Below are 23,540 nucleotides of genomic sequence, written 5' to 3' on the forward strand. Positions count from 1 at the left end.
CCTACCTTAGCGCATGGGTAGAACCGGTTGGAAACTAGAACTGATATACTTTTGACACGGTTTCACTTACCCTGGGTGGAGCGAGGCCGACTCGGCCTGCAACCAGCGGCGACAACCACACCGCCGCAACAAGTTCGAGAGGAGCCACCCTCATGACCACACCCCGTATCGCCATCGTCGGCGGCGGCCCCGCGGGTCTGATGTGCGCCCGTGTCCTGCAGGGATATGACATCCAGCCCACGGTGTACGACGCGGACGCCGCCGTGGACTCCCGTGACCCGGGCGGGACGCTGGACCTGCACGCCGACTCCGGCCAGATCGCGTTGGAGGACGCCGGGCTGATGGACGCTTTCCGGGCGTTGGCCCGGGTCGAGGGCCAGGCCAAGAGCCGCCGCGACCACCACGGCACCGTCCTGGCCGAGTTCACCCCCGCCGAGGGCGACGACGCGGCTCCCGAGATCGACCGCGGGCAACTGCGGACCATGCTCTATGAGCACCTGCGTCCCGGCACGGTCGCCTGGGGGCACAAACTCCTACACGCGATCCCGCAAGACGGTGGCACGCACCGACTGGAGTTCGCCAACGGCACCAGCACCGAAGCCGACCTCGTCATCGGCGCCGACGGCGCATGGTCGCCGGTTCGTCGGTTGCTCACCGCCGCGGTCCCGCAGTACCTCGGGGTCTGCTTTCTCGACGCCCGATTCGACGACGTGGACACCAGACACCCCGAAATCGCCGCGATCGTCGGTGACGGCCACATGTTCTCCTCCGACGGCGACGGCCGCGCGGTGATCGTCCAGCGCAACAGCAACGGCGTGGTCCGCGGTTACGTCGCCTTCCGCGCCGAACTCGACTGGCACGTCACCGCGGGCGTGGACATCACCGACCGCGAGGCCGTCCGGTCCTTCCTGCTGCGGGAATTCAGCCACTGGTCCCCGCTCATGCGCCCGCTGCTCACCGACATCGACGGCGACTACGTGCCACGCAGCTTCTGGGCCCTGCCCGCTCCGCTGACCTGGAACCATGTCCCCGGCGTCACCTTGATCGGCGACGCAGCCCATCTGATGGCCCCCTTCGGCGGCCACGGCACCAATCTCGCGTTACTCGATGGCGCGGAACTCGCGCACGCCATCCACGAAGAGAACGATCTCGACGACGCGATCACACGCTACGAGACAGCGATGTTCCCACGATCCGCGGAACTCGCCGTCAGCTCGAACACCGCGCTCACGCGGTTCTTCGCCACGACATCCCCCGACTCACCGCACCTGCCCCCAGACCACGCGCGGGAACACGAGAACTACAAGGCCAGGGCCGCCGAATATCGACGCAGGCAACAGAAGTCATAGCCACACCTCAGCGAGAAACCAGGCCCCACCGTCCCATTTGCTTAGCTAAAGTAAGTTATATATAGTTGCGTACCGCAAGCAAGTAACCTTGGCGGGGAGTGGGCATGGGAGTGTCACCCGATTCGGCTCAGGGCCTGATCAAGGAGCTGTACTTCATGGGGCGGGCGATTCGGGCGGCGCTCTCGCATCCGGAGGAAGGGGATCTGCTTCCTGGGGGTGCGGGGGTGTTGGGGTCGCTCGAGGCGAAGGGGCCTTGTCGGCAGGTGGATTTGGCTGGGGAGCTGTGTATCAGCCAATCGACGCTGAGCAGGCATGTCGCCGAGTTGGTGAGCTCCGGAAACGTTGTCCGCCAGGCCGATCCCAGCGATGGGCGGGCCACGCTCGTTCAGATCACCGACCAGGGGCGCGATCTGCTGCGGCGCATTCGGGTGTCGCGGGCGCGGGGATTGCAGGCCGCACTTGCCCATTGGACGGAGAGCGAAGCCGAGCAGGCCACCGAGGTTGTTCGCAAGCTCAGGAATTCACTGGCGGCCGCTGCGCACCACAGTGCTGTGGGCGAGCGCCGACCTGTTTCGACAGAAAGTCAGGAAGTGGATGTCTAACCCAGTCGATACGGGGACGCGCGCCCCGGACGTGATGACCCATCGTCAAGTCCTGGAAGCCATGACGGGGCTGTTGGCGGCGCTGTTCACCGCGCTGCTCAGCACCACCATCGTGTCCACCGCGCTGCCCACGATCATCGGCGACCTGGAGGGGTCGCAGACCGCGTACGCCTGGGTCATCACCACGGCGCTGCTGGCCAATGCCGCGTCCACGCCGATCTGGGGCAAGTTCGCCGACCTGTTCAACAAGAAACTGCTGGTGCAGTCGGCCATTGTCATCTTCGTCATCGGTTCGGTGGTCGCGGGATTCGCGCACAATGTGCCGGTGCTGTTGGCGGCCCGTGTCATTCAGGGCATCGGCATGGGCGGGTTGACGGCGCTCGTCGTCGCCATCATCGGCTCCATCGTCGCGCCGCGCGAACGCGGGCGCTACTCCGGATACATGGGCGCGGTGATGGCGGTGTCGATGTCGGGCGGACCGATTCTCGGCGGCGTCATCGTCGACAGCCCGCTCGGCTGGCGCTGGTGCTTCTTCGTCTGCGTGCCGCTGGCCGTGATCGCTCTGATTCTGTTGCAGCGCACCCTGAAACTGCCCACCGAACGCAAGGACGGGGTGTCGATCGACTGGCTCGGCGCCACGCTCATGACGGCCGGTGTGTCGGTGCTGCTCATCTGGGTGTCGTTCGCCGGAAAGGCGGACTACTACGACTGGATCTCCCGCGAATCGGCGCTGTATGTCGGCTCCGGTGTGGTGCTGCTGCTCGCGACCGTGCTGGTCGAGGCCCGCGCCAAGGCGCCCATCATTCCGCTGAAGATCGTCACCGAGCGCACCACCGGCCTGGCGATCATCGCCTCGATCGCGGTCGGTGTCGGCATGTTCGGCGCGACCACCTTCCTGGGCCAGTACTTCCAGACCGCGCGCGGATACTCCCCCACCATCGCCGGTGTGCTGACCATTCCGATGGTCGTGGGCATGCTCATCGCCTCGACCGGATCGGGACAGCTGATCACCCGGTTCGGTAAGTGGAAGGCCTTCGTCGTGAGCGGCGGCGCGCTGCTGGTGGTCGGATTCGCGCTGCTGTCGACCATCGATCACGCCACCAATCTGTGGCTGGTCGGCGCGTATATCGCGGTCGTCGGGCTCGGCGTCGGCATGATGATGCAGAACCTGGTGCTGGCGGTGCAGAACACGGTCAGCGTGCACAATATCGGCGCGGCCTCCAGCAGTGTGGCGTTCTTCCGGACCTTCGGCGGCGCGATCGGCGTCTCGGTGCTGGGGTCGGTGCTGGCCACTCGCGTGAGCGAACTCTCGGCGGAGGGTTTCGCCCGGCTGGGCGTGCCCGCCGGGGCGTCCGGCGGCGGCTCGCTGAATCTGCACGGGCTGCCCGCGCCGATCGTCGAGGTGGTGCGTGCCGCCTACGGTGACGCGACCGGTCGGATCTTCCTGATTGCCGCGGGAGCGGCGGTCGTCGCGCTCCTCGCGACCGCGGCGCTGCCGAACCGTCCGCTGCGCAACACCATCGATATCGCCGCGGACGCGACCACGGAAAAGACTCCGGTACAAGACGATTCGGACAGTATGGCGTCGCTGGACGCCGAACTGGACGCGCTCACGGAGAGCTGGGACGACCAGCGGGTGCTGGCCGAGGCCGCACCGGTACCGACCGGCGGTCGGCACGCGACGGCCGAACAGAACGGACACCAGGTCTACCGCGTCGAGGCCGCGCGGGCCCCGCTCGCCAACCACTCGAATCTCGGATCGGTGGGCGGCCGCGTGCACCGCGAGGACGGCAACCCGGTCCCCGGCGCGATGCTGACATTGATCGATCAGGGCGGCCGCCAGGTGGGGCGCGCGAGCAGCGGTTCGGATGGCGGCTATGCCATCGACGTCCCCGATTCCGGTGCCTATGTCTTGATCGCCTCGGCGATGGGGCATCAGCCCACCGCGGTCACCGTGTCGACCGGCCAACGCGTGGATCTGACCCTGGCGGGTTCCGGAGAGCTGTCCGGCGTGGTCCGAACCGCCGCCGACGGCACGCCGTTGCCGGGTGCGACCGTCACCGTGACCGATACGCGCGGCGAGGTGGTCGCGGCCGCCGTCTCGGGCGGCGACGGCAGCTATGCGTGCCACGGCGTGGTGTCCGGCGTCTACACCCTGGTCGCGGCCGCCGAGCACATGCGCCCCAGCGCAACGACTTTGACGGTGCCCGACAGCGGCGTGCTGCGCCACGACATCGAGCTGGCCGCTATGGCGGTCCTCACCGGCGTCGCGTGGACCGAGGACGGGCGCGCCATTCCGGACGCCCTGGTCAGCCTGCTCGACGAGAACGGTGCGGTGATCGCGCGGGCGCGCACCGACGAGAACGGCCGCTATGTGGTCCCCGATCTGCGCGAAGGGCAGTACACCGTGGTCGCCCGCGGCTACCCGCCGGTGACCGGACAGGTCAGCGTGACCGGCGGCGAGGTCGCCCACGATGTGCGGCTCGGCTACGAGCTCGAGGATCGTCGATGAGCGGGCTGACCGCCCGCGTCCGCACCGCCGAGGGGTGGCCGGTCGCGGACGCGGTATTGACGGTGACGGATATGACGGGCCGCCAGCTCGCCCGCGCACTCGCCGACGACACCGGTTCCGTGCGCACCGACCCGCTGCCCCCGGGAGTGCACACCGCGGTCCTCACCGCCGTCGGCTTCGAGCCCATGGCCCAGATCGCGAATATCTCCGCGGCCGGAGCGGGTGCGCTCGGTGAGCTGGTTCTGACGCCGGTGGCCACGGCGATATCCACTCCCCCGCCGGGCCCGTGGACGATCGACCCCGCGCATTCGACGGTCATCGCCACCGCCCGCCACCTCGGTATCGCGAGCATCAAGGCCCGCTTCGCCGAGGTGAGCGGACGGCTCGACATCGCCGAACCTTTCGAGCGCTCCACCGGCTACGCCGAAATCAAGGCCGCTGGTATCGACACCGGAATCGCCATGCGCGACAACCACCTTCGCTCCCCGGAATTCCTGGACGTCGACACTTACCCCGTGATCTCGTTCACCGGCAACGGATTACGCCGCACCGGCAGCGACACCTGGGTCATGCCCGGCGAACTCGCCCTGCACGGCCAACGCCGCCCCGTAGAACTCGACCTGACCTACGGCGGCTTCGGTGCGGACCCCTGGGGCGGCGTCCGTGCCGCCTTCCACGCCGAAACCCAGCTCCACCGCAATGATTTCGCCATCGACTACAACGCGGTGGTCCGCGCCGGAGTAGCCGCCATCGGCACCACCGTCAAGATCGAACTCGACATCGAAGTCGTCCAAGGCGAGCAGCAGCCCGCCCTGTAGTCGGTCAACGATCGTCGATGACGGCCGTCAGGAAAGGGCGGCCGTCGATGGTGGTGAGCTGCGGGTCGGTGAGGGTGAGGCGGCGGCCGCGGTGTTCGAGATCGAATCGGCCTGCTGCGAGGATGTTTCGGGTCCAATCGCTGTGGGGGCCGTAGTTGAGGGCTGTGCGGAGTTGGGGGCCGTGCCAGGTGATTCCCACGGGAGTGCGGTAGCGGCGGCCGGTTCGGCGGCCGATGTGGATGACGTTGGCGTAGCCCGGGATTCGGGCGGCGATGGGGAGGAACAGCGGGTTGGTCAGGTGGCGGTTGAGACGGGCCAGGAGGCGCATAGGGTGCTCGCGCATGGCTCACGGTAGCCAGCGGTCCGGCAGCCTGGTGGCCTGTGCGCATTCGGTTGTCGGAATGTCGAATTCGAGAGACCGAATGTCGGTGAAGTGACCATGGCGCGGGCGGTGGATTGTTCGGCATGCTTGAAATTTCCAGCTGCCGAAGGAGTCAGCCAATGTCGGAATGGAATCGCATCGAGCGAGGTAGCGGGCGGCCGCTGGTCCTGCTGCACGGAGCCGGTGGCACCGCGCGCAATTGGCTGCCGGTGATGGACCGGCTCGCACAGGAGCGCCGAGTCATCGCCCTGGACTTCCCGGGCTTCGGGCGGACACCGTTCCCCGATGACGCCGAATTCTCGATGGATTGGGCCATGGCACAGCTCGCCGCGGAGTTCCAGCGACTCGGCCTCGACGGTCCGGTGGATCTGGCGGGCAATTCCATGGGCGGATGGTTCGCGCTGGAGGCCGCCAAGCGCGGGATGGCGGGCGCGGTCGTGGCCGTCGCACCGGCCGGGCTCTGGCAGCACGGCATGCCGCCGCTGCTGTACGCCCAGTTCCAAGCCATGCTGGCGGGCAGCATGCTGACGCGTGGAGCGGGCGGCGCGTTCCTGCGCATCCCCGCCATCCGGTACGCCGGGCTGGCGGTGATCGCCAGCCGCCCGTGGCGCATCGACGCCGCCGAGGGCATTCGCATGGTGCGCGACCTCGACCGCTCCGAACGCGCCCTGCGCATCGCGGTCGGGCATGCGCGCGGGCTGCGGTTCGAGGGCGGGCAGCGCATCGCGACTCCGGTCACGGTGGCATTCGGCACCCGCGATCTCATGCTCCCGCCACGGGTGAGCCAGCTGCGCAGCGAGTTGCCCGCCCATACCCGCTGGGTGCGCCTGCCCGGCTGCGGACATGTGCCGATGTCGGATGCCCCGACGCTCGTCGCACAGACCATCCTCGACGGCATTCGCGCGGCGGCACCGGCACGGGAGGCGACGGCCTGAGATCCGCCGAAGCCGCTGCGCGACGGCGGTTTCGGCGACGCAGCGCCACGGACACGGCGAGGCCGACCGCGGCGACCCCGGCGGCGAGCGCCATGGCCGTACCGCCGATCGAGAACAGTCGCTCGAGCGAGGTGGCCGCCACGTACCCCGCCCCGGCCTCGACGATCGCCCACAGCAGCGCGGCCGTCACGCTGTACGGCGCGATCCGTCGATAAGGCAGGTCGGTGGCTCCGGCGAGATGTGGGGCGAGCGTGCGCAGGACGGGCACGAAACGGCAGAGCAGAATCGCCTTGCCGCCGTGCGCGTTCATCAGCACGGTGGCGCGTTCCCATGCCGCGTCCGGAATGCGGCGCGCGAGGCGGCCGGTGCGCAGACCGCCACCGAGCACGCGGCCGGTGCGATGGGCCAGGGCATCACCGGCCACCACCGCCGCGGCCGCGATCACGATGATGAGCGGCAGGTGCAGCGAGCCGGTCCGCGCGAGCGCACCGGCACTCAGCATGAGGGTGAGCGTCGGCACGAAAACCCCTATCAGCAGGATGGATTCGGCCAGCAGGGCCACGGCCAGCACCGCGTACGCCGCGGCCGCGGGCGCGCCGGTGAGCAGGTCGGTGAGCGCGTTCACCGGTTCGCTCCGGTCAGGACGAGCGGGTGCGCCGCACCCCGCAGCCGCCAGACGTGGGCCGGAGGCAGGTTCCCCCAGACGGTCCGGCAGCCGGTGCCGTAGCGCCGCTGATACGCCGCGAGGACACCTTCCACGGACCGGTGACGCTCGACTTCGGCGCGCGAGGCCACGATGCCGCGCGCCGCCCCCGTCCCCAGATATGTGAAGTACGTGAGGGTTCCGCCCGGCCGCAGCATGGTCAGATACCGGCCCATGATCGTATGCACCTGCGCCGGTGTGAAATTCGTGAACGGCAGCCCCGAGACGATCACGTCGTAGTGATGAGCGGGCCGATAGTCCTCGATGAACTCCTCGTACAGCCGAGCTCGCCGCGCCGCCGGATGCGCACCGATCAATCGCTCCAGCCGTTGCGCGAACCGAGGATTCGCCTCCACGATGTCGAGACGGCTCCCCGACCCCAGCCGCGCCAGCAGAGTGCGGGTCACCGATCCGGTGCCCGCCCCCACTTCGAGAACGTCCACCGGCCCGCCCTCGGCGCGCACCGGATCGGCGAGCAGTCGAGCCAGCCGTCGCCCACTGGGCGCGACGGCCCCCGTACTACGCGAATTCTTGATGGCTTCGCGGAGGAACATCCAGCCCGCGGCGTCACGCGGCGCGAGGTCACGGTCGTGCGAGGGGGTCCAGTAATCCATGGCTTCGACGCTATGGACGTTGCCCGCCAAGCGAATCCGCCCTTGTGCGCCGGGCGACCACGACGAAAGTAGGGGGTCGACGCGGCGGTTCGGCGGAGGGCGAGCGCGGCTCTCGCGCCTAGGATCGGCTCGGTGAGCTGGAGCGAAAGCCAGAAATGGACGACCGTCGGGCGCTGGGCCCTGGTGCTCGCGCTGACCCTGACCGCGGTGCAGAACGGCGCTTCGACCAACGCCGGACAGTACCTGACAGCCGCCACGGCCGTCGCGGTGCTCAGCGGCTTCCTGCTCGTCTTCCCGCGCGCCCACTGGCTGCTGGCCCCGGCCGTCACGACCGTCGGTGCGGGCCTGTGGGGTTGGGTGATGCTGCCGCTGCTGCTGCTCGCCCTGTTCGATCTGGCGGCCCGCCGCCGCATTGCCGCGGCCGTGGTCTGCGCCGCCCTCGCCCAGATCATCAATCTGTGGATCCACCCGACCATGTCGCTGTGGACGCCGCAGCAGTACGGTTCGTCGCTGTTCCTCGTCCTCGCCGTGGTGTGCGGTATGTGGGCGGGCAATCGACGCCGACTGGTCGGTGCGCTCAATGCCCAGGTGGAGCATCTGCGCATCGAACGGGAACTGCGCGAACAGGCCGCCCGCGCCACCGAACGCTCGGCCATCGCCGCGGAGATGCACGATGTGCTGGCTCACCGACTGAGCTTGATCGCCCTGCACACCGGAGTGCTGGCCACCAAGAAGGACACCCTGCCCGAACCGATCGCCGAACGCCTCGCCCTGCTGCGCACCGCCGCCACCGGCGCGCTGTCCGATCTGCGCGATGTGCTCGGCGCGCTACACGAACCCAAGACCGATACCACCGCCGCGCCCGCCCCGGTGCTGCGCGACGTCCAGGAATTGATCGAGCAGGCGCGCGCCACCGGACAGGTGATCGACGCGGCGATCGCGGGCGACCCGGACCGCGCGCCCGCGACCCACCGTCTCGCCGTCTTCCGCCTGGTGCAGGAGGCGTTGACCAATGCCCGCAAGCACGCGACCGGCGCGCCGGTGTCGGTCCGGGTCGACTACGGCCCGCCCGCCACGCTCGTCGAGGTCGTCAACGCACCCGGCACCTCGGCGGCGACGGTGTCGTCCGGTTTCGGGCTCATAGGATTGCGGGAGCGGGTGGCCGCGCTCGGCGGCGAACTCGAGGTCGGCCCCGGCGGCAACGGCACCTGGTCCCTGTCCGCCCGCATTCCCCATCCGGCATCCACCGAACAGGACGGCGCACACCCGTGATTCGCACAATGATCGTCGACGACGACGCGCTCGTCCGCCTCGGCCTGGCCGATCTGCTGCACGGCGACCCGGATATCGAAGTCGTCGCCCAGGCCGCCGACGGTCTGGCCGCCATCGACCAGGCCACCGCCCACCGCATCGACGTCGCCCTGGTCGATGTGCGCATGCCCCGCATGGACGGCATCACCGCCACCGCCCGCCTGCGCACCCTCCCCCATCCCCCGAAGGTCATCACGCTGACGACCTTCGACCTCGACGAATACGTCTACGACGCGCTGGCGGCCGGGGCCGACGGGTTCCTGCTCAAGGACACCGATCCGGCCGAGATCCTGCGCGCCGTCCATCTCGTCGCCTCCGGTTCGGCCATGCTGCACCCCGCCGCCGCCCGCCGCCTCATCGACCGGTACCACCACAGCGCCCGCCCCCGCACCGCCGAGGCCCAATCCCGCATCGACCGCCTCACCCCGCGCGAGCGGGATGTGCTGGCGCTGCTCACCGAGGGGGATACCAACGCCGATATCGCGAGCGCGCTCGGTATGCGCGAGAGCACGGTCAAGGCCCACGTCAGCCGCATCCTGACCACCCTGGAAGTCACCAACCGGGTGCAGGCCGCCCTACTCGCCCGGGACGCGGGTTTCACTGGGTAGCAACCGTATTCAGTTCGTCCAGGGCGGGCTGATGATGGTGCCGTCGGGGAGTTCGCCGGTGAACCCGACCGAGGTGGTCACCAGCAGGGTGGCCGGGGTGTCGCCCGGGTTGGCGAGGCTGATGGTCGAGCCGGTGGGGGCTACGGCGGCGTCGCCCGGCTCGAGGGGCGCTGCGACGCCGTCGATGGTGAGGGTGGGGGTGCCCGTCAGGACCACGAAGGCTTCCTCGCGGTGGATCTTGTGCGGGACGCCGGTGGTGCCGGGGGCGACTTCGACACGCCAGACGCAGAGTTCGGCGCTGCCGCTGCTGGGGTTGATCAGGGCGGTGAAGCGGGCATTGTGCAGGTCGTGGACTACGGCTTCGGCGGTGCGGATGACGGGCGTTGCGGGCTCCCTTTAGTCAAGCAGCTTGTCTATGTGTCATATAGTCAAGCTTGTTGTCTTTTCTGTCAAGTGCCAAGATGCAGGCATGTCCGCATCCGCTCGGGATCTGCCGCTGCTGTTGCTCGCCGCCGCCGCGGAGGTGGCCGACGTCATTCACGCGGGCGTGGTGGCGGCGGGATTCACCGATGTGCGGCCGACGCACGGGTTCGCCTTCGTGCGAATGGCGCCGGACGGGGCCACGGTCGGCGAGATCGCCGAACATCTCGAGGTGACCAAGCAGGCGGCGAGTCAGTTGGTGGAGGAGTTGGTGCGCAAGGGTTACGCGGAACGCAATCCGCACCCGCACGATTCGCGCGCGCGGCTGATCACGCTGACCGAGCGGGGCTGGGCATGCACGCGGGCCGCCGATGCGGCGATGGTGGAGTTCACCCGGCGGTGGGAGGCGGTGTTGGGCGCGGACGGGGTGGTCGGCGTGCGCGATGCGCTGGCCGAGGTCGTCACGCCGGGACGGGTGCGACCGGCGGCGTGGTGAGCCGCGACGCGCGCGTCCAGCCTGGCGATTTGTCCGTATACACCGCTTCTACCAGCGCGTTTGTTAGCGTCACTGGGGTGGACCCCAACCACTCCGATGCGCCACCGCCCCAGGTGTCGCGGCGGGCCGCCCGGTGGATCCTCGCGCTCTGCGGCGTCCTGCTGCTCGGTTCACTGGCCGCGTTCGCGTATCTGGGCCTGTCCCAATGGCGTTCGAGCACCGAGGACGGCGAGCGGATCGTGAGTGCCGCCGCCGGAATGAGTTTCGTCGCGCCGCAGGGCTGGGACGAGGTGCCACAGGAGGGCGACGACCGGCTCGTCTACGGGCAGGTCGCCCTGTCCAAACCCACCGGCGAGGGGATGATTCTGCTCGGCAAGCTGGATGATTCCCTGTTCGCGGCCGCCGAATCCGATGACGCTCGCGCCGCGTGCTCACTGGCCTCGGGGATGGGCGAGTTCTTCTTCCCCGAATCGGGTGAGCGCGTCGACCGGGAGAGCAAACCGGTGAAAGGCGCTGAGGTGACCGGCGATTCGTGCTACTACCGGGTCGAATTCAGCAGTGGGGATCCGGATGCGGAGGTGTACGCGGCGGTGGTGCGGTCCGGTGACCAGCGCTGGTGGCTCACCTGGCTGGGCAATGCCACGGTTCCGGTCGATCGCCAGGCCGCGCACGCGCTGGCGGAATCCATTCGGCCTCTGTGAGTTTCGCGGCCTAGCGGACGTACCGAGCGCCGCTCACCCCAATTCCAGTGTGGTGACACCGAATACGCGCTCCACGGCGTATGGCCGCACCTGCCCGGTGTACATGCGCGCGGTTTCGAAGCCCGGTGCCAGTCCGGCGGCGCGCACCAGGTCCACGGCGGGCTCATTGCACAGCGGCACATCGATCGCGACCGGCGCGCCCCGTGCCCACGCCCCCAGCGCCGACAGCAACTGCCGCGCGTCGTCGGCGGTATTCGCGAACAGTGGCCCGACCCGCGGCGCGTCCCGGGCCGGACGCAGGGTGCCGTAGCCGGTGACAGCCCCGTCGACCACCCGGACAACGGTGTGATGCCCGGGCTCGGAGAGCCAGGCCGTGAGGAATCGGAACCGGTCCGCGGGTACGCAGGCGCAATCGTAGGCGTGGATATCCGGAAGGTCCGAGGGGGTCAGCGGGCGCACGGTGCCGTCCGGCGGCACGAGGCGCGGCACTCCGGCGAATCGCGCACTGCGGTAGGCGAGTTCGAAGCCGCTGCGGCGGTAGTTGTCCTGCTGGTCGGGTACGCCGTCGAGTCCGACGACGCGGTGTCCGGCATGGGCGAGCCCGGCCTGCCAGATCGCCATGCCGAGTCCTCGGCCCCGCAGGTCCGGGCGCACGAGATAGAAACCGAGAAAGGCGTATTCGTCGCCGTAGTTGACCACCGAGACCGCCGCGACCGGCTCACCCGCCAGCCGTCCCATGAGGAATCCGTCCGGATCCTGGGCGAAGAAGGGGGTGACGTCGCCGAGTCCGGGGTTCCAACCCTCGGCGGCGGCCCAGCCCGTGACGGTGGCCCAGTCGTCGGGCTTGGCCCGGTCGATGACGAAGTCGGCTCCGATTCCGGTGTCCGGCATGCCTTCACGGTAGCCGGAGCAGCGGCTACTCGCGCAGATTGAGGCAGATCGGGTGGCCCTCGGGGTCCAGGACGATTCCCCAGGGCTGCTGCCCTTCCCAATCCGGGTTCAGCCCCGGCTGGAAGTCGGGCACGGTCGCGCCCAGTTCCGTCGCCCGCGCGCTGGCCTGATCGATATCGTCCACATTGAGATCGAAGTGCACGCGCTTGGGATTGCTGGGATCGTCCGGCCAGGGCGCGGCGACATGGCCTTCGGCGAATCCGAAGCACAGCACCGAGCGGCCGTCGGTGATGAGGGCGTATTCGGGCTGGCTGTGCATGACCTTCCAGCCCATCAACTCGCTGTAGAACTCGGCGAGCCGAGGCGGGTCGGCGGTGTCGAGAGTGACGCAACTCAGCGCGATCGGGGCGGTCACGGCTGTCCCTTTCGATCGGTCGAACAGGCGGCACGGACATATCGAACCTACGCCGAAGCGGACCGTTCGGTCCGCGACGACACTCGGCCCCTGACCGATCAGGGCCTCGGCTCGATGTGGAGGGCGGGCATATCCCTGCCGCCATTGTCCGACCGGATCACCCGAACCGTGGCGGCACCGCGTCATTCCTCGCCTACCCTGGTGCTGGGAGGCACGTGGCGACGTCGGGTGCCGGAGGGGTAGCGATGATCGAGTCGAAAACTCGAGCGCCGAGTGGCGTGACCGCGATCTGCGCCGCGGTGCTGGCAGCGCTCGGCAGCCTGGCCCACTTGCTCGGTGCCGCTTGCGGTTTCGTCCTGGCACTGATGCCCCCTCGGGTGGATTGCGCTGTCTCGCCCTGTCCGCAGCCCGCGTACCTGCCCTACCTCGCGGTGACGGCGGGTGTCGGCAGTCTGCTGCTCGGCGTCGGCTGGCTGCTCGGAGCGGGAGCGCGCGGGCTGTTTCGTCGGCGACCCGAGGGACGAAGGAAGGTGCTGATCGGCTCCACGCTCGTGATTGTCGGGCACCTGATCGGCCTGGCTGTCGTCGCGATACTCATCGGAAACGGCACCATCACCGATTCGGACGCGGTCGATTTCTCCGTGACGGTGGCGATAGCGCTGGTATTTCCCCTCCTCACCCTGGCACTCGCGGGGGCACCCACGACCGCGCGGTGGTTGTCCCCGAGATGATCGACAACCACGTCCCGACGCGTCAGGTCAGACCGGCGAGGTCGGCCAGGAGTTCGGAGGCGGTCACGGCGTCGAGATCCGCGGAAGCCCCTCGGGTGAAGTAGATCTCGCGCAGCTTCTGCTCGGGGAAGAGGTCCACGGCGGTGACGGCGATACCGGGATCCAATTCGACTGTCAGGTAGCGCCGGTCGCCCAGGGGGCGGCTGATCGAATGCTGGATGCCGTTGTCCTCGGCGGGGCCGCGCTCCCAGCCGCGTCGGGTGAGGCCGAGCACTGCGCCGACCGGGACGACGGTGTCGGTGAATCGGTGGATGCGGCCGGTCTCGCGTTCCTCGGGGGTGAGGGTGTACACCGGACGACCGAGCTGGCGGAACGGTTGGGTGAGTTGGTAGTCGGCGAAGACGTCGCTCCAATCCGCCACGGCGGCACCGAGTTCCAGCGGGTGCGCTATGCCGATTCGCGCCGCGTCGGGCAGGGCGATGACGGTGTCCTCGATATCGGCCAGCGTGAAATCCTCGGCGATGCGGAAGAAGGTGTCGCCGGTGGTCCATACCAGGCGGCGCGCGATGTGCCGCAGCAGCGGGTGCGCCACCAGATAGTGCTCGAATTCCGCTGTGCTCCAGCGCCGTCCGGTCGTCATGGCGAGTTCCAGGCGTCGAATCTGGTCACCGGCGACCCCGCGCGCCTGCTTCTTCAGCTCCGCGAAGCGGCGGTAGGCGGCCGGTGCGAGCGTCTGGTCGTCCTTCACGCCGGGTTTGGGCAGGGCCTTGCGGGTCGTTCCCGCCTCGTCGATCACGTACGGCATGAGGTTCTCGTCGAATCCGACCGTGAAACGGCGAGTGCCGTAGTCGAGATCGAGGGTGCCGTCGGCGTCCAAGCCCAGATCGGGGACGAGCCGGTCGGCGAGTTCCTCGGCGGTGAGGCCGCGACGCCGGGCCGCCGCGGACAGGCGCTGCTCGGCCATGCGCCGCAATCCGGGAGCCTTGACCCGCTGGGAGACTCGATGAAGCTGCATCAACGCCGTGTCGGTGCCGATCGTCCCGAGCACCCCGGCGGCGTGCTTGTCGGTATTGGAGCCCGGCCAGTTCAACAGGACCGCGCCCAGCCGCCGCACCGACTCGTCATCGGCCAGATACAGGAATTGATCGATGACCCAGCCGTTGCGCGGCGGCATGTGGGCGGCGACCCAGTTCTCGAACACGGCCCAGCCGAAGGCGGCGAGGGAGGCGCTGTCGCAGGCGTCGAGGGCCTGCGGGAGACCCGGATAGGTGCGCGGTTCCGCCTGCACCCAACTGGGTGCGAGGGTCAGTGCGCCGAGGAGGTTCTCCACCGCCTCGGCGGGCAGCGCCCGGCCATCGCGCAGGCGCACCTGTGGCAGCCGATCTCGGTCCAGCCAAGGAAGTTTCAGCGGTTTGACGGGTTTGTCGACTGGGCCGGAGTGCACCACCGGTGTGGTGTCGCCCTCGAGGATCCGCGCGATACCCGCCGTGGCGGCGTCGCCGTAGGGCGCGGCGGCCGCCACCACCGCGGCCGCGCCGTGGGTGGCGGCGAGGAGAGACAGTGCCGCCGTGGCCTTTTCGCGGGGCACGCGGGTCTTGCCCAGGGCGTCGGGGACCAGGTACGGCACCACCGTAAGCCCGTGCCGGGCGAACCAGCCGCGAGTCAGGTGCTGTGCCGATTTCAGCCGCACCAGCCAATCCGCCATCAGCCGGGCGACGTCCACGTCGAGGAAGGGCAATAGCGCCGGGCCGCAGTCGTAGGCACTCGATTTCGCGTTCGCGACCACGGCGGGCAGGGCGTCGAGTTCGAAGCGCGCGGCCACGGCCTGGAGGTAGCGGTGCGCGCCGGATCCGGTCACGCTCGGACGCCAGTCCGCGAGCAGGGGTCGGACGAGTTCCTCCGGGCCGTGGCGGAACATGCCGACCTGCGACGGCGTGTAGGTGAGCTTGCCTTCCTGATACGCGCGAACCACGCCGGGCCAGCCCTCGGACTCCAAGACGTCGGTGGAGTTGCCCGGCGAATAGACCACATAGGTCGTGTAGAGGCGTTCCGCCTGCCATTGCTCGCGCTCGCCCGGCTCCCAAGCCACGACGCGCTGCGCGGGCGGTTGGAGCCCCGGGACGAGCGGTACCTCGCGCGCCCGTTCCGCCGCGGCGACGGCCGCCGCCGCGCGCGCCTCCCGCGCCCACGGCGGGTCCACGAACAATTCCGGCAGTTCTGCACCCATGATGCCAATCCCCCAGTTTCCGAAGCGGTTTCGCGCAGTATGCCGTACCGGGCCGACAGATCGGCAGCCGAATATCGGGCAGCCGCACAGGCGGCCGGGCTCGGTGTCGGACGTCCGGATTACGCTGATACGCGACACCCATCGGAGCTGACCCATGACCGATTCCGCGGATACCAACGCCTACGCCCACAGCAATGCCGCCGAACACGCCCGCCTCGACAAGGCGCGACGGTTGGCCGCCTACGTCTGGCACCGCGACATCACCAGCGCGGAACTCCTGAACATGCCCATGCCCCAACGCCGCAAACTCGCCCGCGAGGCCAACGCCAACCCGCCCAGCACGGACGAAACCTGGCAGGTGGTGGCCCGGCTACTCGACGAGAAGGACGCCTGGGCAACCCGCAACCCAGGCCATCCCGCGGCCCGACGCCAACACACCGACGAGAAGATCACCTGGGTGAAACCCCCGGTCAAACCCTGGACGCCGGGCGACCACTAGCGCGACAGCCAGGTGCGTGCGCTGCGCACGCCGGAATGACTGGTCGGCGGGCCGAGCGGCCGGGCCGAATCGGGGATCGACCGCACGGCGCGCGCTCCCTTCGCCTACCCCCGCTCCACCCCCGACGCATCCCCTGCGCGCTCTCGGCCGCCGACCCGACACGCTCTCGACCGGAATTCCGACGCGCTCTCGTCCGCCACCCCTGACGCGCACTTCCGTCCGCCTGCCCCGCCCAGACGCTGGCGCATTCCGATCGCGGGCGTGGATTTCCGGAAGGCTCGACGGTGACATCGGGCGCGCCGCCGCCCCCATGCGCACTTGGCCGCCGCCCCCACACTCTCTCGGCCGGAATCGACAGCCGATCCCCCAACCCTTGACAGCAAGAAATGAACGGGGGTTCACTGCTTGGGTGTCACCCGATTACGAGAACCATGCCGGAACGCGCCCGGCGGCTTGGCGCGATGACCTGACCGGGGGGCCGGATTCGCTGTTCGCGGATCGGCCGGAGCCGGTGAACTCCTATGAGGCGCGGACGCTCACCTATGAGGTGACCGGGCGGATCGCGCGGATCACCTTCAATCGGCCCGAGCAGGGGAACGCGATCACCTCCGATACGCCGGTGGAACTCGCGGCGGCGGTGGAGTTGGCCGATCTCGATCCGCGCGTGCACGTGATCGTGGTGAGCGGGCGCGGGAAGGGGTTCTGCGGCGGGTACGACCTGTCGATCTTCGCGGAGAGCTCGACGGGATTCGGCCCGGCCGGGGGCAGCGCGGACGGCACCATCCTGGATGCGGTGGCGCAGGCGCGCAACCACAACCCTTGGGGCACTTGGGATCCCATGGTGGACTACCAGATGATGTCGCGGTTCAACCGCGGCTTCGCCAGCCTGCTCTACGCCAACAAGCCGACCGTGGTGAAGGTGCACGGCTTCGCCATCGCGGGCGGCACCGATATCGCCCTGTTCGCCGACCAGATCATCTGCGCCGAGGACGCCCGCTTCGGCTACCCGCCCACCCGCACCTGGGGCATTCCGGCGGCGGGCATGTGGGCACACCGTGTCGGCGACCAGCGCGCCAAGCGGCTGCTGTTCACCGGCGACAGCCTCAGCGGCAAACAGGCCGCCGAATGGGGCCTGGCCATCGAGGCCCCGCCCGCCGCGGAGCTCGACGAGCGCACCGAGGAACTGCTGCAACGGATTTCGCGGGTGCCGATCAACCAGCTCATCATGGCCAAACTGGCGCTCAACAGCGCGCTGCTCAATCAGGGCGTGGCCAATTCCGGCATGGTGAGCACGGTCTTCGACGGCATCTCCCGGCACACCCGGGAGGGCTACGCCTTCCAATTGCGTTCCATGACAGCCGGTTTCCGCCAAGCGGTGCGCGAGCGCGACGAGCCCTTCGGCGACTGGAAGCGAGCGCAGTTCGACAAGCCCTCGGGCGCTGCGGAATCCGACAGCGCCGACTGAGATCGACCCGGCCCACCCGGAGCCGGACCGACCGAGATCAGTCGAGCACCGTCTCGCGCTCGACCCGCCCCACCACCTTCTCCGACAGCGAGCGCAGCGCCCGCGCCTCGTCGTCGTCCATGGGGTCGATGAAGGCCCGCCGGACCAGTTCCACATGGTTCGGCGCGGCCTTCTCCAGGGCCCGCTCACCGGCCTCGGTCAGCCGCACCTCGCGCCCGCGCGCGTCCTCGGTGGCGGTGCACCGCGAGACCAACCCCCGCTTGTCCATGCGCGCCAGATGTTTGGAGAGCCGACTCTTGTCCCAGCAGATCTCCGCGCCGAGATCCTTGGCGCGCATCTCGCCCCCGGCCCCGGACAGCGCCACCAGGATCTCGTAATCCGGGAGCGAGAGTCCGTCGGCGGCCAATCCAGCCGCGATGGCGGCGTCGAGCCGCTGCCGCATGCGGATGAAGGACCGCCAGGTCCTCTGCTCCTCGTCGTTCAGCCAGCGCACCATGAAATAGATCCTAGCCCCTCTTGGTTGACATGGACACCAACGGCCCCGGGTCCGTCCCGAGGCCAACATAGAGGAGGTCCCCATGCCCGCCATCACCGTCGAGAACATTCTGGTGCTGCCGCGGCTGCCCCGGCCCGATGCCGCCGTCACCCGCGAGCGCTCGGTGACCCGCCTGGTCACCGCCCATTCCCAGCGCGAGGGCGCGGGCTTCGAGGTGCGGCGGCCGTTCCCCAGTATGGATCTGCGCACCGCGGACCCGTTCATCCTGCTCGATGAGATGGGGCCGGTGACCTATGAGCCACACGAGGCCAAGGGCGCGCCGTGGCATCCGCATCGCGGATTCGAGACCGTCACCTATGTACTCGACGGCAGTATGGTCCACCACGATTCGCACGGCGGTGGCGGCGTCATCGCCGAGGGCGATACCCAGTGGATGACGGCCGGGTCCGGAATTCTGCACGATGAGCTGCCCGCCGAGGACCTGGTGGTGCACGGCGGCATCATGCACGGCTTCCAGCTGTGGGTGAATCTGCCGCGCGACAAGAAAATGGCCGCGCCGCGCTACCAGGATCTGAAGTCCGGCGAGCTGACCTTGGTGAGCTCGCACGACGGCGGCGCGCTCGTGCGCATCATCGCGGGCGATATCGGGGGATTCGCCGGACCGGGTTCGACGTACACGCCCATCGCGTACGCGCACGCCTCGATCGCACCGGGCGGACAGCTGGAAACGCCTTGGCCGCAAGAGTTCAGCGCCATGGTCTACGTGGTCTCCGGCAGCGGCACGGTCGGCGCGGATCGGCGGCCGGTCACCTCCGGACAGCTCGCGGTGCTCGGGCACGGCGATTCCATCACCGTCGGCGCTGACGCGAAACAAGATTCGCGCACCGGCGATATGGAGGTGTTGCTGCTCGGCGGTCAGCCCATTCGGGAGCCGGTCGTGCAGTACGGGCCGTTCGTCATGAATACCCGGCAGGAAATCATCGAGGCGATCGAGGATTATCAAGCCGGACGAATGGGGCGAATCCCTGCCGAACACCTCGTCGGGCAGCGCCTCGGAGAGTGAAAAGCGGGCGAAACGGGTCCTCGCACAATGCTTCTGCCTCGATGAATAGCCCAAGCGGTTGACAATGCAACGGTGCGCAACCAGGGTGGACGGCGGACCGGACCGGCCACCGTGCCGCGCCTCGGCAGCGGTGGCGTCTCGCGCCGAGCCGGTTCACCCCCACCATCGCGCACAAAACATAGAGGAATACATGAACGTTCGTAGGCTCCTCGTCACTGCCAGCATCGCGGGATTGACGAGCTTCGCCCCGGCCGCGGTCGCCACCGCCGAGGTCCCCACCGGGTCCTCCGGCACCGGCTCGTCCACCATCGACACCGGCTCGGCGGCCATTGGTTCGGCGCAGCTGACCCAGACCGGTTCGGCCGGTGGCTCGTTCCGCAACTGTGACGAGGCCCGCGCCGCAGGCCGCGCCCCCATCTTCCGAGGCGAGGACGGCTACGGCCCCCACCTCGACCCCGACGGCGACGGATTCGCCTGCCCGACAGTCTGATTCACGCGGACACAAAAACACCCGGTGCCTCGACCGCACCGGGTGTTCGTCGTTTAAGGGGCTCCTCCCCCGCACCTGGGGTTTCAGGGGCGAAACCCCTGAGAGTCCCCGAGAGTTGGCGTCAGTCCTTGAAGATCTTGACCAGGACCAGCGCCACCACGAGCGCGCCCGCGCCGATCAGGCTGTACTTGATCTTGGGCTCGTTGACCTTCGCCACCAGGGCGTGCTTGGTGTTGTCGGCCAGGCGCTGGGGATCGGCGCGGACCGCCAGTTCGTCGAGGGTATTCGCGAGCCGATGGCGCGCGGCCTCGATCTCCCGCTGAATGTCGTCGGTATCCCTCGCCACGTCACACTCCTGTCTTCGGCCGCGCACGGCGGCGGCATTGTCGTCCGATGAGGTCATACCGGCACGACTCGGGCGCGGGCTGACCTGCCAGCGAGTGTATCGCCAACGCGCTGTCCGGCCCGTCCGCTAGCGTGCTGGCATGACCGAGAATCCCCGCCTCAGTCCCGGCGACCCCGCCCCCGCCTTCACCCTGCCCGATGCCGACGGCAATCCGGTGTCGCTCTCCGACTTCGAGGGCCGCAAGGTGATCGTCTACTTCTACCCGGCGGCGAGCACCCCGGGCTGCACCAAACAGGCCTGCGATTTCCGCGACAGCCTGGCCGAATTGCAGGGCGCGGGCCTGGAAGTCATCGGCATCTCCCCCGACAAGCCCGCCAAGCTGGCCAAATTCCGCGATAACGAGGGCCTCACCTTCCCGTTGCTGTCCGATCCGGACAAGGCGGTCCTCACCGAGTGGGGCGCTTTCGGCGAGAAGATGATGTACGGCAAGAAGGTCACCGGCGTCATTCGCTCCACCTTCCTCGTCGATGAGAAGGGCAAGATCGAACTGGCCCAGTACAACGTCCGCGCCACCGGCCACGTCGCCAAGCTGCGTCGCGACCTGTCGGTGTAGGCCCACCGCCCACCGACCGACGGTCGCGCGCCCACCCGGCGCACACCGTGGACGACGAAGGTCCGGCCGCGCTGGCCGGACCTTCGCTCGTATTGCGCTGTGCGACAGGGCTATGCCTTCGGCAGCAGCTGAACGGCCCACTGCACCATCAGCTTCCAGTGGCTGTCCCACCACTTCTGGAATTCGGGGGTGCCGAGCGCGGGCGGCGCGGTCTCGCCCGGGAACAGCCCGAACCCGTCGGGCGCACCGACCGGATTGGTCGGCGCGGGAATGATGGACTGCTGGCCGATGCCGCCCTCGTGCTCCGGCTGCGCCTTGTGCAGCTGTTTGGGCCCCATGATGCCGAGCGACTCGGACTCCGACTCGGGCCCCCACGTGCTGCCCATCGGTTCCAGGGTCACCACATCGGGCTCGGTCACCGCCACCGGCTCGGCGGGCAGGCCCGCCCCGGCGGGGGTGGGCTCGGTGATCGCGGGCTCCCAATGCGTCTCGTTGGAGGAGCCGAGCGAGGAACCGGTATCCACGACCGGCTGTCCGCCGTGCTCCGCCTGGGCGCGCACCCGCGCGTCGGTGAGCATGGGCTCGGGCACCGTGCGCGAATTGCTGCTGGCGGTGTACACGCCACCGGCCACCAGTCCGCCCGCCAATACGCTCGCCGCCGCGAACAGCGCCGCCGTACCGCGCGTGCGCTTCATGCGCTCGGCCACCTCACCCACGAGCTCGGTCTCCGGCAGTGCCGCCAGCGCGGCGCCGATGGCCGGGGCCGCGGCCGCCACCCGGCACGGAATGATCGGCGCGCCGAATCCCGCCTCGAGCGCCGCCACCACGGCGGGTTCGCTTGCGGCGGAACCGATCAGCACGACCGCGTCGGGTCGCACCCCGGCCGCGTCGAACTGGTCCCAGGCCGCGGTCACGGCGGCCCGCATGGCCTCCTCGGTGGTCGCGCCACCGTTGAGGGTCACGGCCGCCAGCACCCGGGTGCGCTCACCGTCGATGAGCGAGAACGCCTGGAAGCCGGGCACCACCTCGCAGATGGCGAGATCGTCGAATTCGTCCACCCAGGTCATGGCGCGCGCCACGGCCAGATGGGAGGACTTGGCCGAGACCAGGGACGCCTCGTGCCACTGGCCCGAGGCCAGCCGGGTGACGATGGCCCGCCGCTCGGCGGCATCGCGGTAGGCGACGGCCGCCCCCACGATGTCCCGGTCGGGACCGATCTTGTCGGCGACGGCATCCATCACCGCCTCGACCGAGGCGGCGAGATCCGCCTTGGTCTCGCCACCGACTTTTCCGGTGATGTGGTGCAGCACCCGCTCCGACAACTTGTCGCCGCCGTCTGCGAGGGCCACCGCGTGTACGGTGCCGCGTTCGGTGGATACACCGATCGTCACCGCAGAGCGAACAACCGCAGGAACAACCACTGATATCAGCCTTCCGCCTACGCCATGGACTTCAGCCGCTGGAGCAGCTGCAATGAGTGTTCGACGCCACTCCCGGCGCGGATTGGTCATAACTGTTGGGGCATTGGTAAACACGCAGGACACCGCCGCGTGTCATCCGCGTGTCGCTACCAGTAGCCTGTTGAACGTGGAAACGCGCACGGGAGCGAGGGCAGCACGTCGGCCCGACCCTGCGTTGGAGTTGCAGGACGACCCGCAAGAGTTGATGCCTCGCCGCCGCCCGACGCAGGAGCGGAGCAAACGGAAATTCGACGCACTGCTCCAATCGTCCAGGGAACTGCTCGTCGAGGTCGGCTTCGAATCGTTCACCTGTGAAGAGGTGGCGGCCCGCGCCGAGGTCCCCATCGGCACGCTGTACCAGTTCTTCGCCAACAAGTACGTCATCGTCTGCGAGCTCAATCGCCAAGACCTGGTGGCGGTTTCGCAGGAGCTCGCGGAGTTCCACGGCGAGATCCCGTCCATGGACTGGCTGCGGTACATGAACAGCTTCGTGGACCATCTGGCGCAGCTGTGGATGACCGATCCGTCCCGGCGCGAGGTGTGGCTGGCCATGCAGTCGACCCCGTCGACGCGCGCCACCGGGGCGATCCACGAGAAGGAATTCGCCGATGCCGTAGCGCAGATGCTGCGCCCGCTCATGCCGCGCACCCCGCGCACCCGCCGCTCCATGATGGCGCAGGTGCTGGTGCACGTCGTGTACTCGATGCTGAACTTCTCGGTGCAGGACGGCCTCAGCCACGAGGACGCCGTCGCCGAGCTCAAGCGGTTGATGGTGGCGTATCTGCTGATCGCGGAGAAGGAATCGCGGACGGGGGGACAGCGCGCCAGCGAAAGCTGATGCGGCGCTGTCGATCCGGCGATCCCCTCGTCGCCGCGGCGGCCTCAGCCTTCGATCAGGTCGGCTAGCTCGCCCGGATCCTCCAGCACCACCATGGCGGCCGCCGTATCGCCATCGTGGGTGAGCGACAGGTGAACTCGGGCCCGGGGCAGGAATTCCGCTGCGAGGCCGTGCAATTTGATGCTGGGCCGCCCCCAGGCGTCGTTGACGACCTCGATGAGCGGATAGGGGTTGTCACCGACCTGTGGGCTGCGTGCGAAGCGAGAGTTGGCCCACGCCTTGATAACCGCCTCCTTGGCCGCCCAGCGGGCCGCGTAGCTGCGGGCGGGATCGGTGCCCTTGCTCTCGCAGTAGCGCCGCTCCCCCGCGGTGAAACTCTCCCGGATCATGGTGGTTCCGGCGCGCTTGAGCTGCTCGGAGAATTCGGAAATCGTCACCAGGTCCAGCCCGATACCCAGGATCGTCACGGTGTGGCAGCTCCTCGTCGTCTGTGACATGCAGTCGTGATCGGCTGCAACATATACCAAGCGGAGCCTACGTAACCGTAGGCTCCGC

Annotated in this window: 26 protein-coding genes and 1 pseudogene; 16 read left to right on the forward strand and 11 right to left on the reverse strand. The window is 68.9% G+C overall.

Going from position 1 to position 23,540, the window contains the following annotated elements:
• Positions 1-152 precede the first annotated feature (152 nt).
• The 4 genes from ACIBH2_RS12445 to ACIBH2_RS12460 all read left to right on the forward strand — a co-directional run bounded on the left by ACIBH2_RS12445 (position 153) and on the right by ACIBH2_RS12460 (position 5,281).
• The gene (locus ACIBH2_RS12445) at positions 153-1,349 is read left to right on the forward strand and encodes an FAD-dependent oxidoreductase (RefSeq protein ID WP_397116318.1); all 1,197 of its coding nucleotides are present in this window, start codon (positions 153-155) and stop codon (positions 1,347-1,349) included.
• 104 nt (positions 1,350-1,453) lie between these two features.
• Positions 1,454-1,951, forward strand: a complete 498-nt coding sequence (locus ACIBH2_RS12450; RefSeq protein ID WP_397116320.1) for a MarR family winged helix-turn-helix transcriptional regulator — start codon at positions 1,454-1,456, stop codon at positions 1,949-1,951.
• A 34-nt stretch (positions 1,952-1,985) separates the two neighbouring features.
• Entirely contained in the window at positions 1,986-4,463 is a 2,478-nt protein-coding gene (locus ACIBH2_RS12455; protein WP_397117005.1) for an MFS transporter, read from the forward strand.
• A complete protein-coding gene (locus ACIBH2_RS12460) occupies positions 4,460-5,281 on the forward strand; it encodes a YceI family protein (protein WP_397116322.1) in 822 nt (273 codons plus the stop codon). The genes ACIBH2_RS12455 and ACIBH2_RS12460 overlap by 4 nt, the downstream gene beginning before the upstream one ends.
• A gap of 4 nt (positions 5,282-5,285) precedes the next feature.
• Here ACIBH2_RS12460 and ACIBH2_RS12465 read toward each other — a convergent pair whose 3' ends face one another.
• Entirely contained in the window at positions 5,286-5,624 is a 339-nt protein-coding gene (locus ACIBH2_RS12465) for a nitroreductase/quinone reductase family protein (protein ID WP_397116325.1), read from the reverse strand.
• A 158-nt stretch (positions 5,625-5,782) separates the two neighbouring features.
• Between ACIBH2_RS12465 and ACIBH2_RS12470 the strand changes: the two genes are divergently transcribed.
• Positions 5,783-6,598 carry an alpha/beta fold hydrolase gene (locus ACIBH2_RS12470; RefSeq protein ID WP_397116327.1) on the forward strand — a complete coding sequence of 272 codons (816 nt, stop codon included), beginning with the start codon at positions 5,783-5,785 and terminating at the stop codon, positions 6,596-6,598.
• 154 nt (positions 6,599-6,752) lie between these two features.
• On the opposite strand, the pseudogene ACIBH2_RS12475 reads toward ACIBH2_RS12470, so the two are convergent.
• Both ACIBH2_RS12475 and ACIBH2_RS12480 read right to left on the reverse strand, forming a co-directional pair.
• Positions 6,753-7,223 (reverse strand): annotated as a pseudogene (locus tag ACIBH2_RS12475) (DedA family protein); the annotation flags it as partial.
• Positions 7,220-7,915: a class I SAM-dependent methyltransferase gene (locus ACIBH2_RS12480; protein WP_397116330.1), complete on the reverse strand. Its 696-nt coding sequence runs from the start codon at positions 7,913-7,915 to the stop codon at positions 7,220-7,222. The gene ACIBH2_RS12480 and the pseudogene ACIBH2_RS12475, both read right to left, overlap by 4 nt.
• 132 nt (positions 7,916-8,047) lie before the next feature.
• On the opposite strand from ACIBH2_RS12480, the gene ACIBH2_RS12485 reads away from it, so the two are divergent.
• Positions 8,048-9,187 carry a sensor histidine kinase gene (locus ACIBH2_RS12485; protein WP_397116332.1) on the forward strand — a complete coding sequence of 380 codons (1,140 nt, stop codon included), beginning with the start codon at positions 8,048-8,050 and terminating at the stop codon, positions 9,185-9,187.
• The gene (locus ACIBH2_RS12490; RefSeq protein WP_397116334.1) at positions 9,184-9,834 is read left to right on the forward strand and encodes a response regulator; all 651 of its coding nucleotides are present in this window, start codon (positions 9,184-9,186) and stop codon (positions 9,832-9,834) included. Before ACIBH2_RS12485 ends, ACIBH2_RS12490 begins: the two co-directional genes overlap by 4 nt.
• Positions 9,835-9,843: 9 nt before the next feature.
• Here ACIBH2_RS12490 and ACIBH2_RS12495 read toward each other — a convergent pair whose 3' ends face one another.
• Positions 9,844-10,209 carry a cupin domain-containing protein gene (locus tag ACIBH2_RS12495; protein WP_397117007.1) on the reverse strand — a complete coding sequence of 122 codons (366 nt, stop codon included), beginning with the start codon at positions 10,207-10,209 and terminating at the stop codon, positions 9,844-9,846.
• A 94-nt stretch (positions 10,210-10,303) separates the two neighbouring features.
• Here ACIBH2_RS12495 and ACIBH2_RS12500 point away from each other — a divergent pair, with 94 nt between their 5' ends.
• The gene (locus ACIBH2_RS12500; RefSeq protein ID WP_397116337.1) at positions 10,304-10,750 is read left to right on the forward strand and encodes a MarR family winged helix-turn-helix transcriptional regulator; all 447 of its coding nucleotides are present in this window, start codon (positions 10,304-10,306) and stop codon (positions 10,748-10,750) included.
• Positions 10,751-10,827: 77 nt separating this feature from the next.
• Entirely contained in the window at positions 10,828-11,451 is a 624-nt protein-coding gene (locus ACIBH2_RS12505) for an APA family fibronectin-binding glycoprotein (protein WP_397116339.1), read from the forward strand.
• Between the two features lie 33 nt (positions 11,452-11,484).
• On the opposite strand, the gene ACIBH2_RS12510 is transcribed toward ACIBH2_RS12505, so the two are convergent.
• Positions 11,485-12,342, reverse strand: coding sequence for a GNAT family N-acetyltransferase (locus ACIBH2_RS12510; protein WP_397116341.1), 858 nt, complete (start codon positions 12,340-12,342; stop codon positions 11,485-11,487).
• Positions 12,343-12,367: 25 nt separating this feature from the next.
• A complete protein-coding gene (locus ACIBH2_RS12515; protein ID WP_397116343.1) occupies positions 12,368-12,757 on the reverse strand; it encodes a VOC family protein in 390 nt (129 codons plus the stop codon).
• Positions 12,758-13,002: 245 nt separating this feature from the next.
• On the opposite strand from ACIBH2_RS12515, the gene ACIBH2_RS12520 reads away from it, so the two are divergent.
• Positions 13,003-13,488, forward strand: a complete 486-nt coding sequence (locus tag ACIBH2_RS12520; RefSeq protein ID WP_397116345.1) for a hypothetical protein — start codon at positions 13,003-13,005, stop codon at positions 13,486-13,488.
• A gap of 22 nt (positions 13,489-13,510) precedes the next feature.
• On the opposite strand, the gene ACIBH2_RS12525 is transcribed toward ACIBH2_RS12520, so the two are convergent.
• Positions 13,511-15,715, reverse strand: a complete 2,205-nt coding sequence (locus ACIBH2_RS12525; protein ID WP_397116347.1) for a DUF4132 domain-containing protein — start codon at positions 15,713-15,715, stop codon at positions 13,511-13,513.
• A 154-nt stretch (positions 15,716-15,869) separates the two neighbouring features.
• On the opposite strand from ACIBH2_RS12525, the gene ACIBH2_RS12530 reads away from it, so the two are divergent.
• On the forward strand, positions 15,870-16,214 hold the full coding sequence (locus tag ACIBH2_RS12530; protein ID WP_397116349.1) for a hypothetical protein: 345 nt from the start codon (positions 15,870-15,872) through the stop codon (positions 16,212-16,214).
• 409 nt (positions 16,215-16,623) lie between these two features.
• The gene (locus ACIBH2_RS12535) at positions 16,624-17,679 is read left to right on the forward strand and encodes a crotonase/enoyl-CoA hydratase family protein (RefSeq protein ID WP_397116351.1); all 1,056 of its coding nucleotides are present in this window, start codon (positions 16,624-16,626) and stop codon (positions 17,677-17,679) included.
• Positions 17,680-17,716: 37 nt separating this feature from the next.
• Here ACIBH2_RS12535 and ACIBH2_RS12540 read toward each other — a convergent pair whose 3' ends face one another.
• On the reverse strand, positions 17,717-18,175 hold the full coding sequence (locus ACIBH2_RS12540; RefSeq protein WP_397116353.1) for a MarR family winged helix-turn-helix transcriptional regulator: 459 nt from the start codon (positions 18,173-18,175) through the stop codon (positions 17,717-17,719).
• Positions 18,176-18,257: 82 nt separating this feature from the next.
• Here ACIBH2_RS12540 and ACIBH2_RS12545 point away from each other — a divergent pair, with 82 nt between their 5' ends.
• Entirely contained in the window at positions 18,258-19,238 is a 981-nt protein-coding gene (locus ACIBH2_RS12545; protein WP_397116355.1) for a pirin family protein, read from the forward strand.
• A gap of 190 nt (positions 19,239-19,428) precedes the next feature.
• Positions 19,429-19,728 carry an excalibur calcium-binding domain-containing protein gene (locus ACIBH2_RS12550; protein WP_397116357.1) on the forward strand — a complete coding sequence of 100 codons (300 nt, stop codon included), beginning with the start codon at positions 19,429-19,431 and terminating at the stop codon, positions 19,726-19,728.
• 121 nt (positions 19,729-19,849) lie between these two features.
• On the opposite strand, the gene ACIBH2_RS12555 is transcribed toward ACIBH2_RS12550, so the two are convergent.
• Positions 19,850-20,074: a DUF3618 domain-containing protein gene (locus tag ACIBH2_RS12555; protein WP_397116359.1), complete on the reverse strand. Its 225-nt coding sequence runs from the start codon at positions 20,072-20,074 to the stop codon at positions 19,850-19,852.
• A 139-nt stretch (positions 20,075-20,213) separates the two neighbouring features.
• Here ACIBH2_RS12555 and bcp point away from each other — a divergent pair, with 139 nt between their 5' ends.
• A complete protein-coding gene (gene bcp, locus ACIBH2_RS12560) occupies positions 20,214-20,687 on the forward strand; it encodes a thioredoxin-dependent thiol peroxidase (protein ID WP_397116361.1) in 474 nt (157 codons plus the stop codon).
• A gap of 110 nt (positions 20,688-20,797) precedes the next feature.
• Here bcp and ACIBH2_RS12565 read toward each other — a convergent pair whose 3' ends face one another.
• Positions 20,798-22,036 (reverse strand): hypothetical protein, encoded by a 1,239-nt coding sequence (locus ACIBH2_RS12565; protein WP_397116363.1) that lies wholly within the window; start codon positions 22,034-22,036, stop codon positions 20,798-20,800.
• Positions 22,037-22,352: 316 nt separating this feature from the next.
• Here ACIBH2_RS12565 and ACIBH2_RS12570 point away from each other — a divergent pair, with 316 nt between their 5' ends.
• Entirely contained in the window at positions 22,353-22,985 is a 633-nt protein-coding gene (locus ACIBH2_RS12570; RefSeq protein ID WP_397117009.1) for a TetR family transcriptional regulator, read from the forward strand.
• Between the two features lie 44 nt (positions 22,986-23,029).
• Here ACIBH2_RS12570 and ACIBH2_RS12575 read toward each other — a convergent pair whose 3' ends face one another.
• Positions 23,030-23,452 (reverse strand): holo-ACP synthase, encoded by a 423-nt coding sequence (locus ACIBH2_RS12575; RefSeq protein ID WP_397116365.1) that lies wholly within the window; start codon positions 23,450-23,452, stop codon positions 23,030-23,032.
• Positions 23,453-23,540 lie beyond the last annotated feature (88 nt).

The sequence above is a fragment of the Nocardia sp. NPDC050406 genome (assembly GCF_044459025.1).
Lineage (GTDB): Bacteria > Actinomycetota > Actinomycetes > Mycobacteriales > Mycobacteriaceae > Nocardia.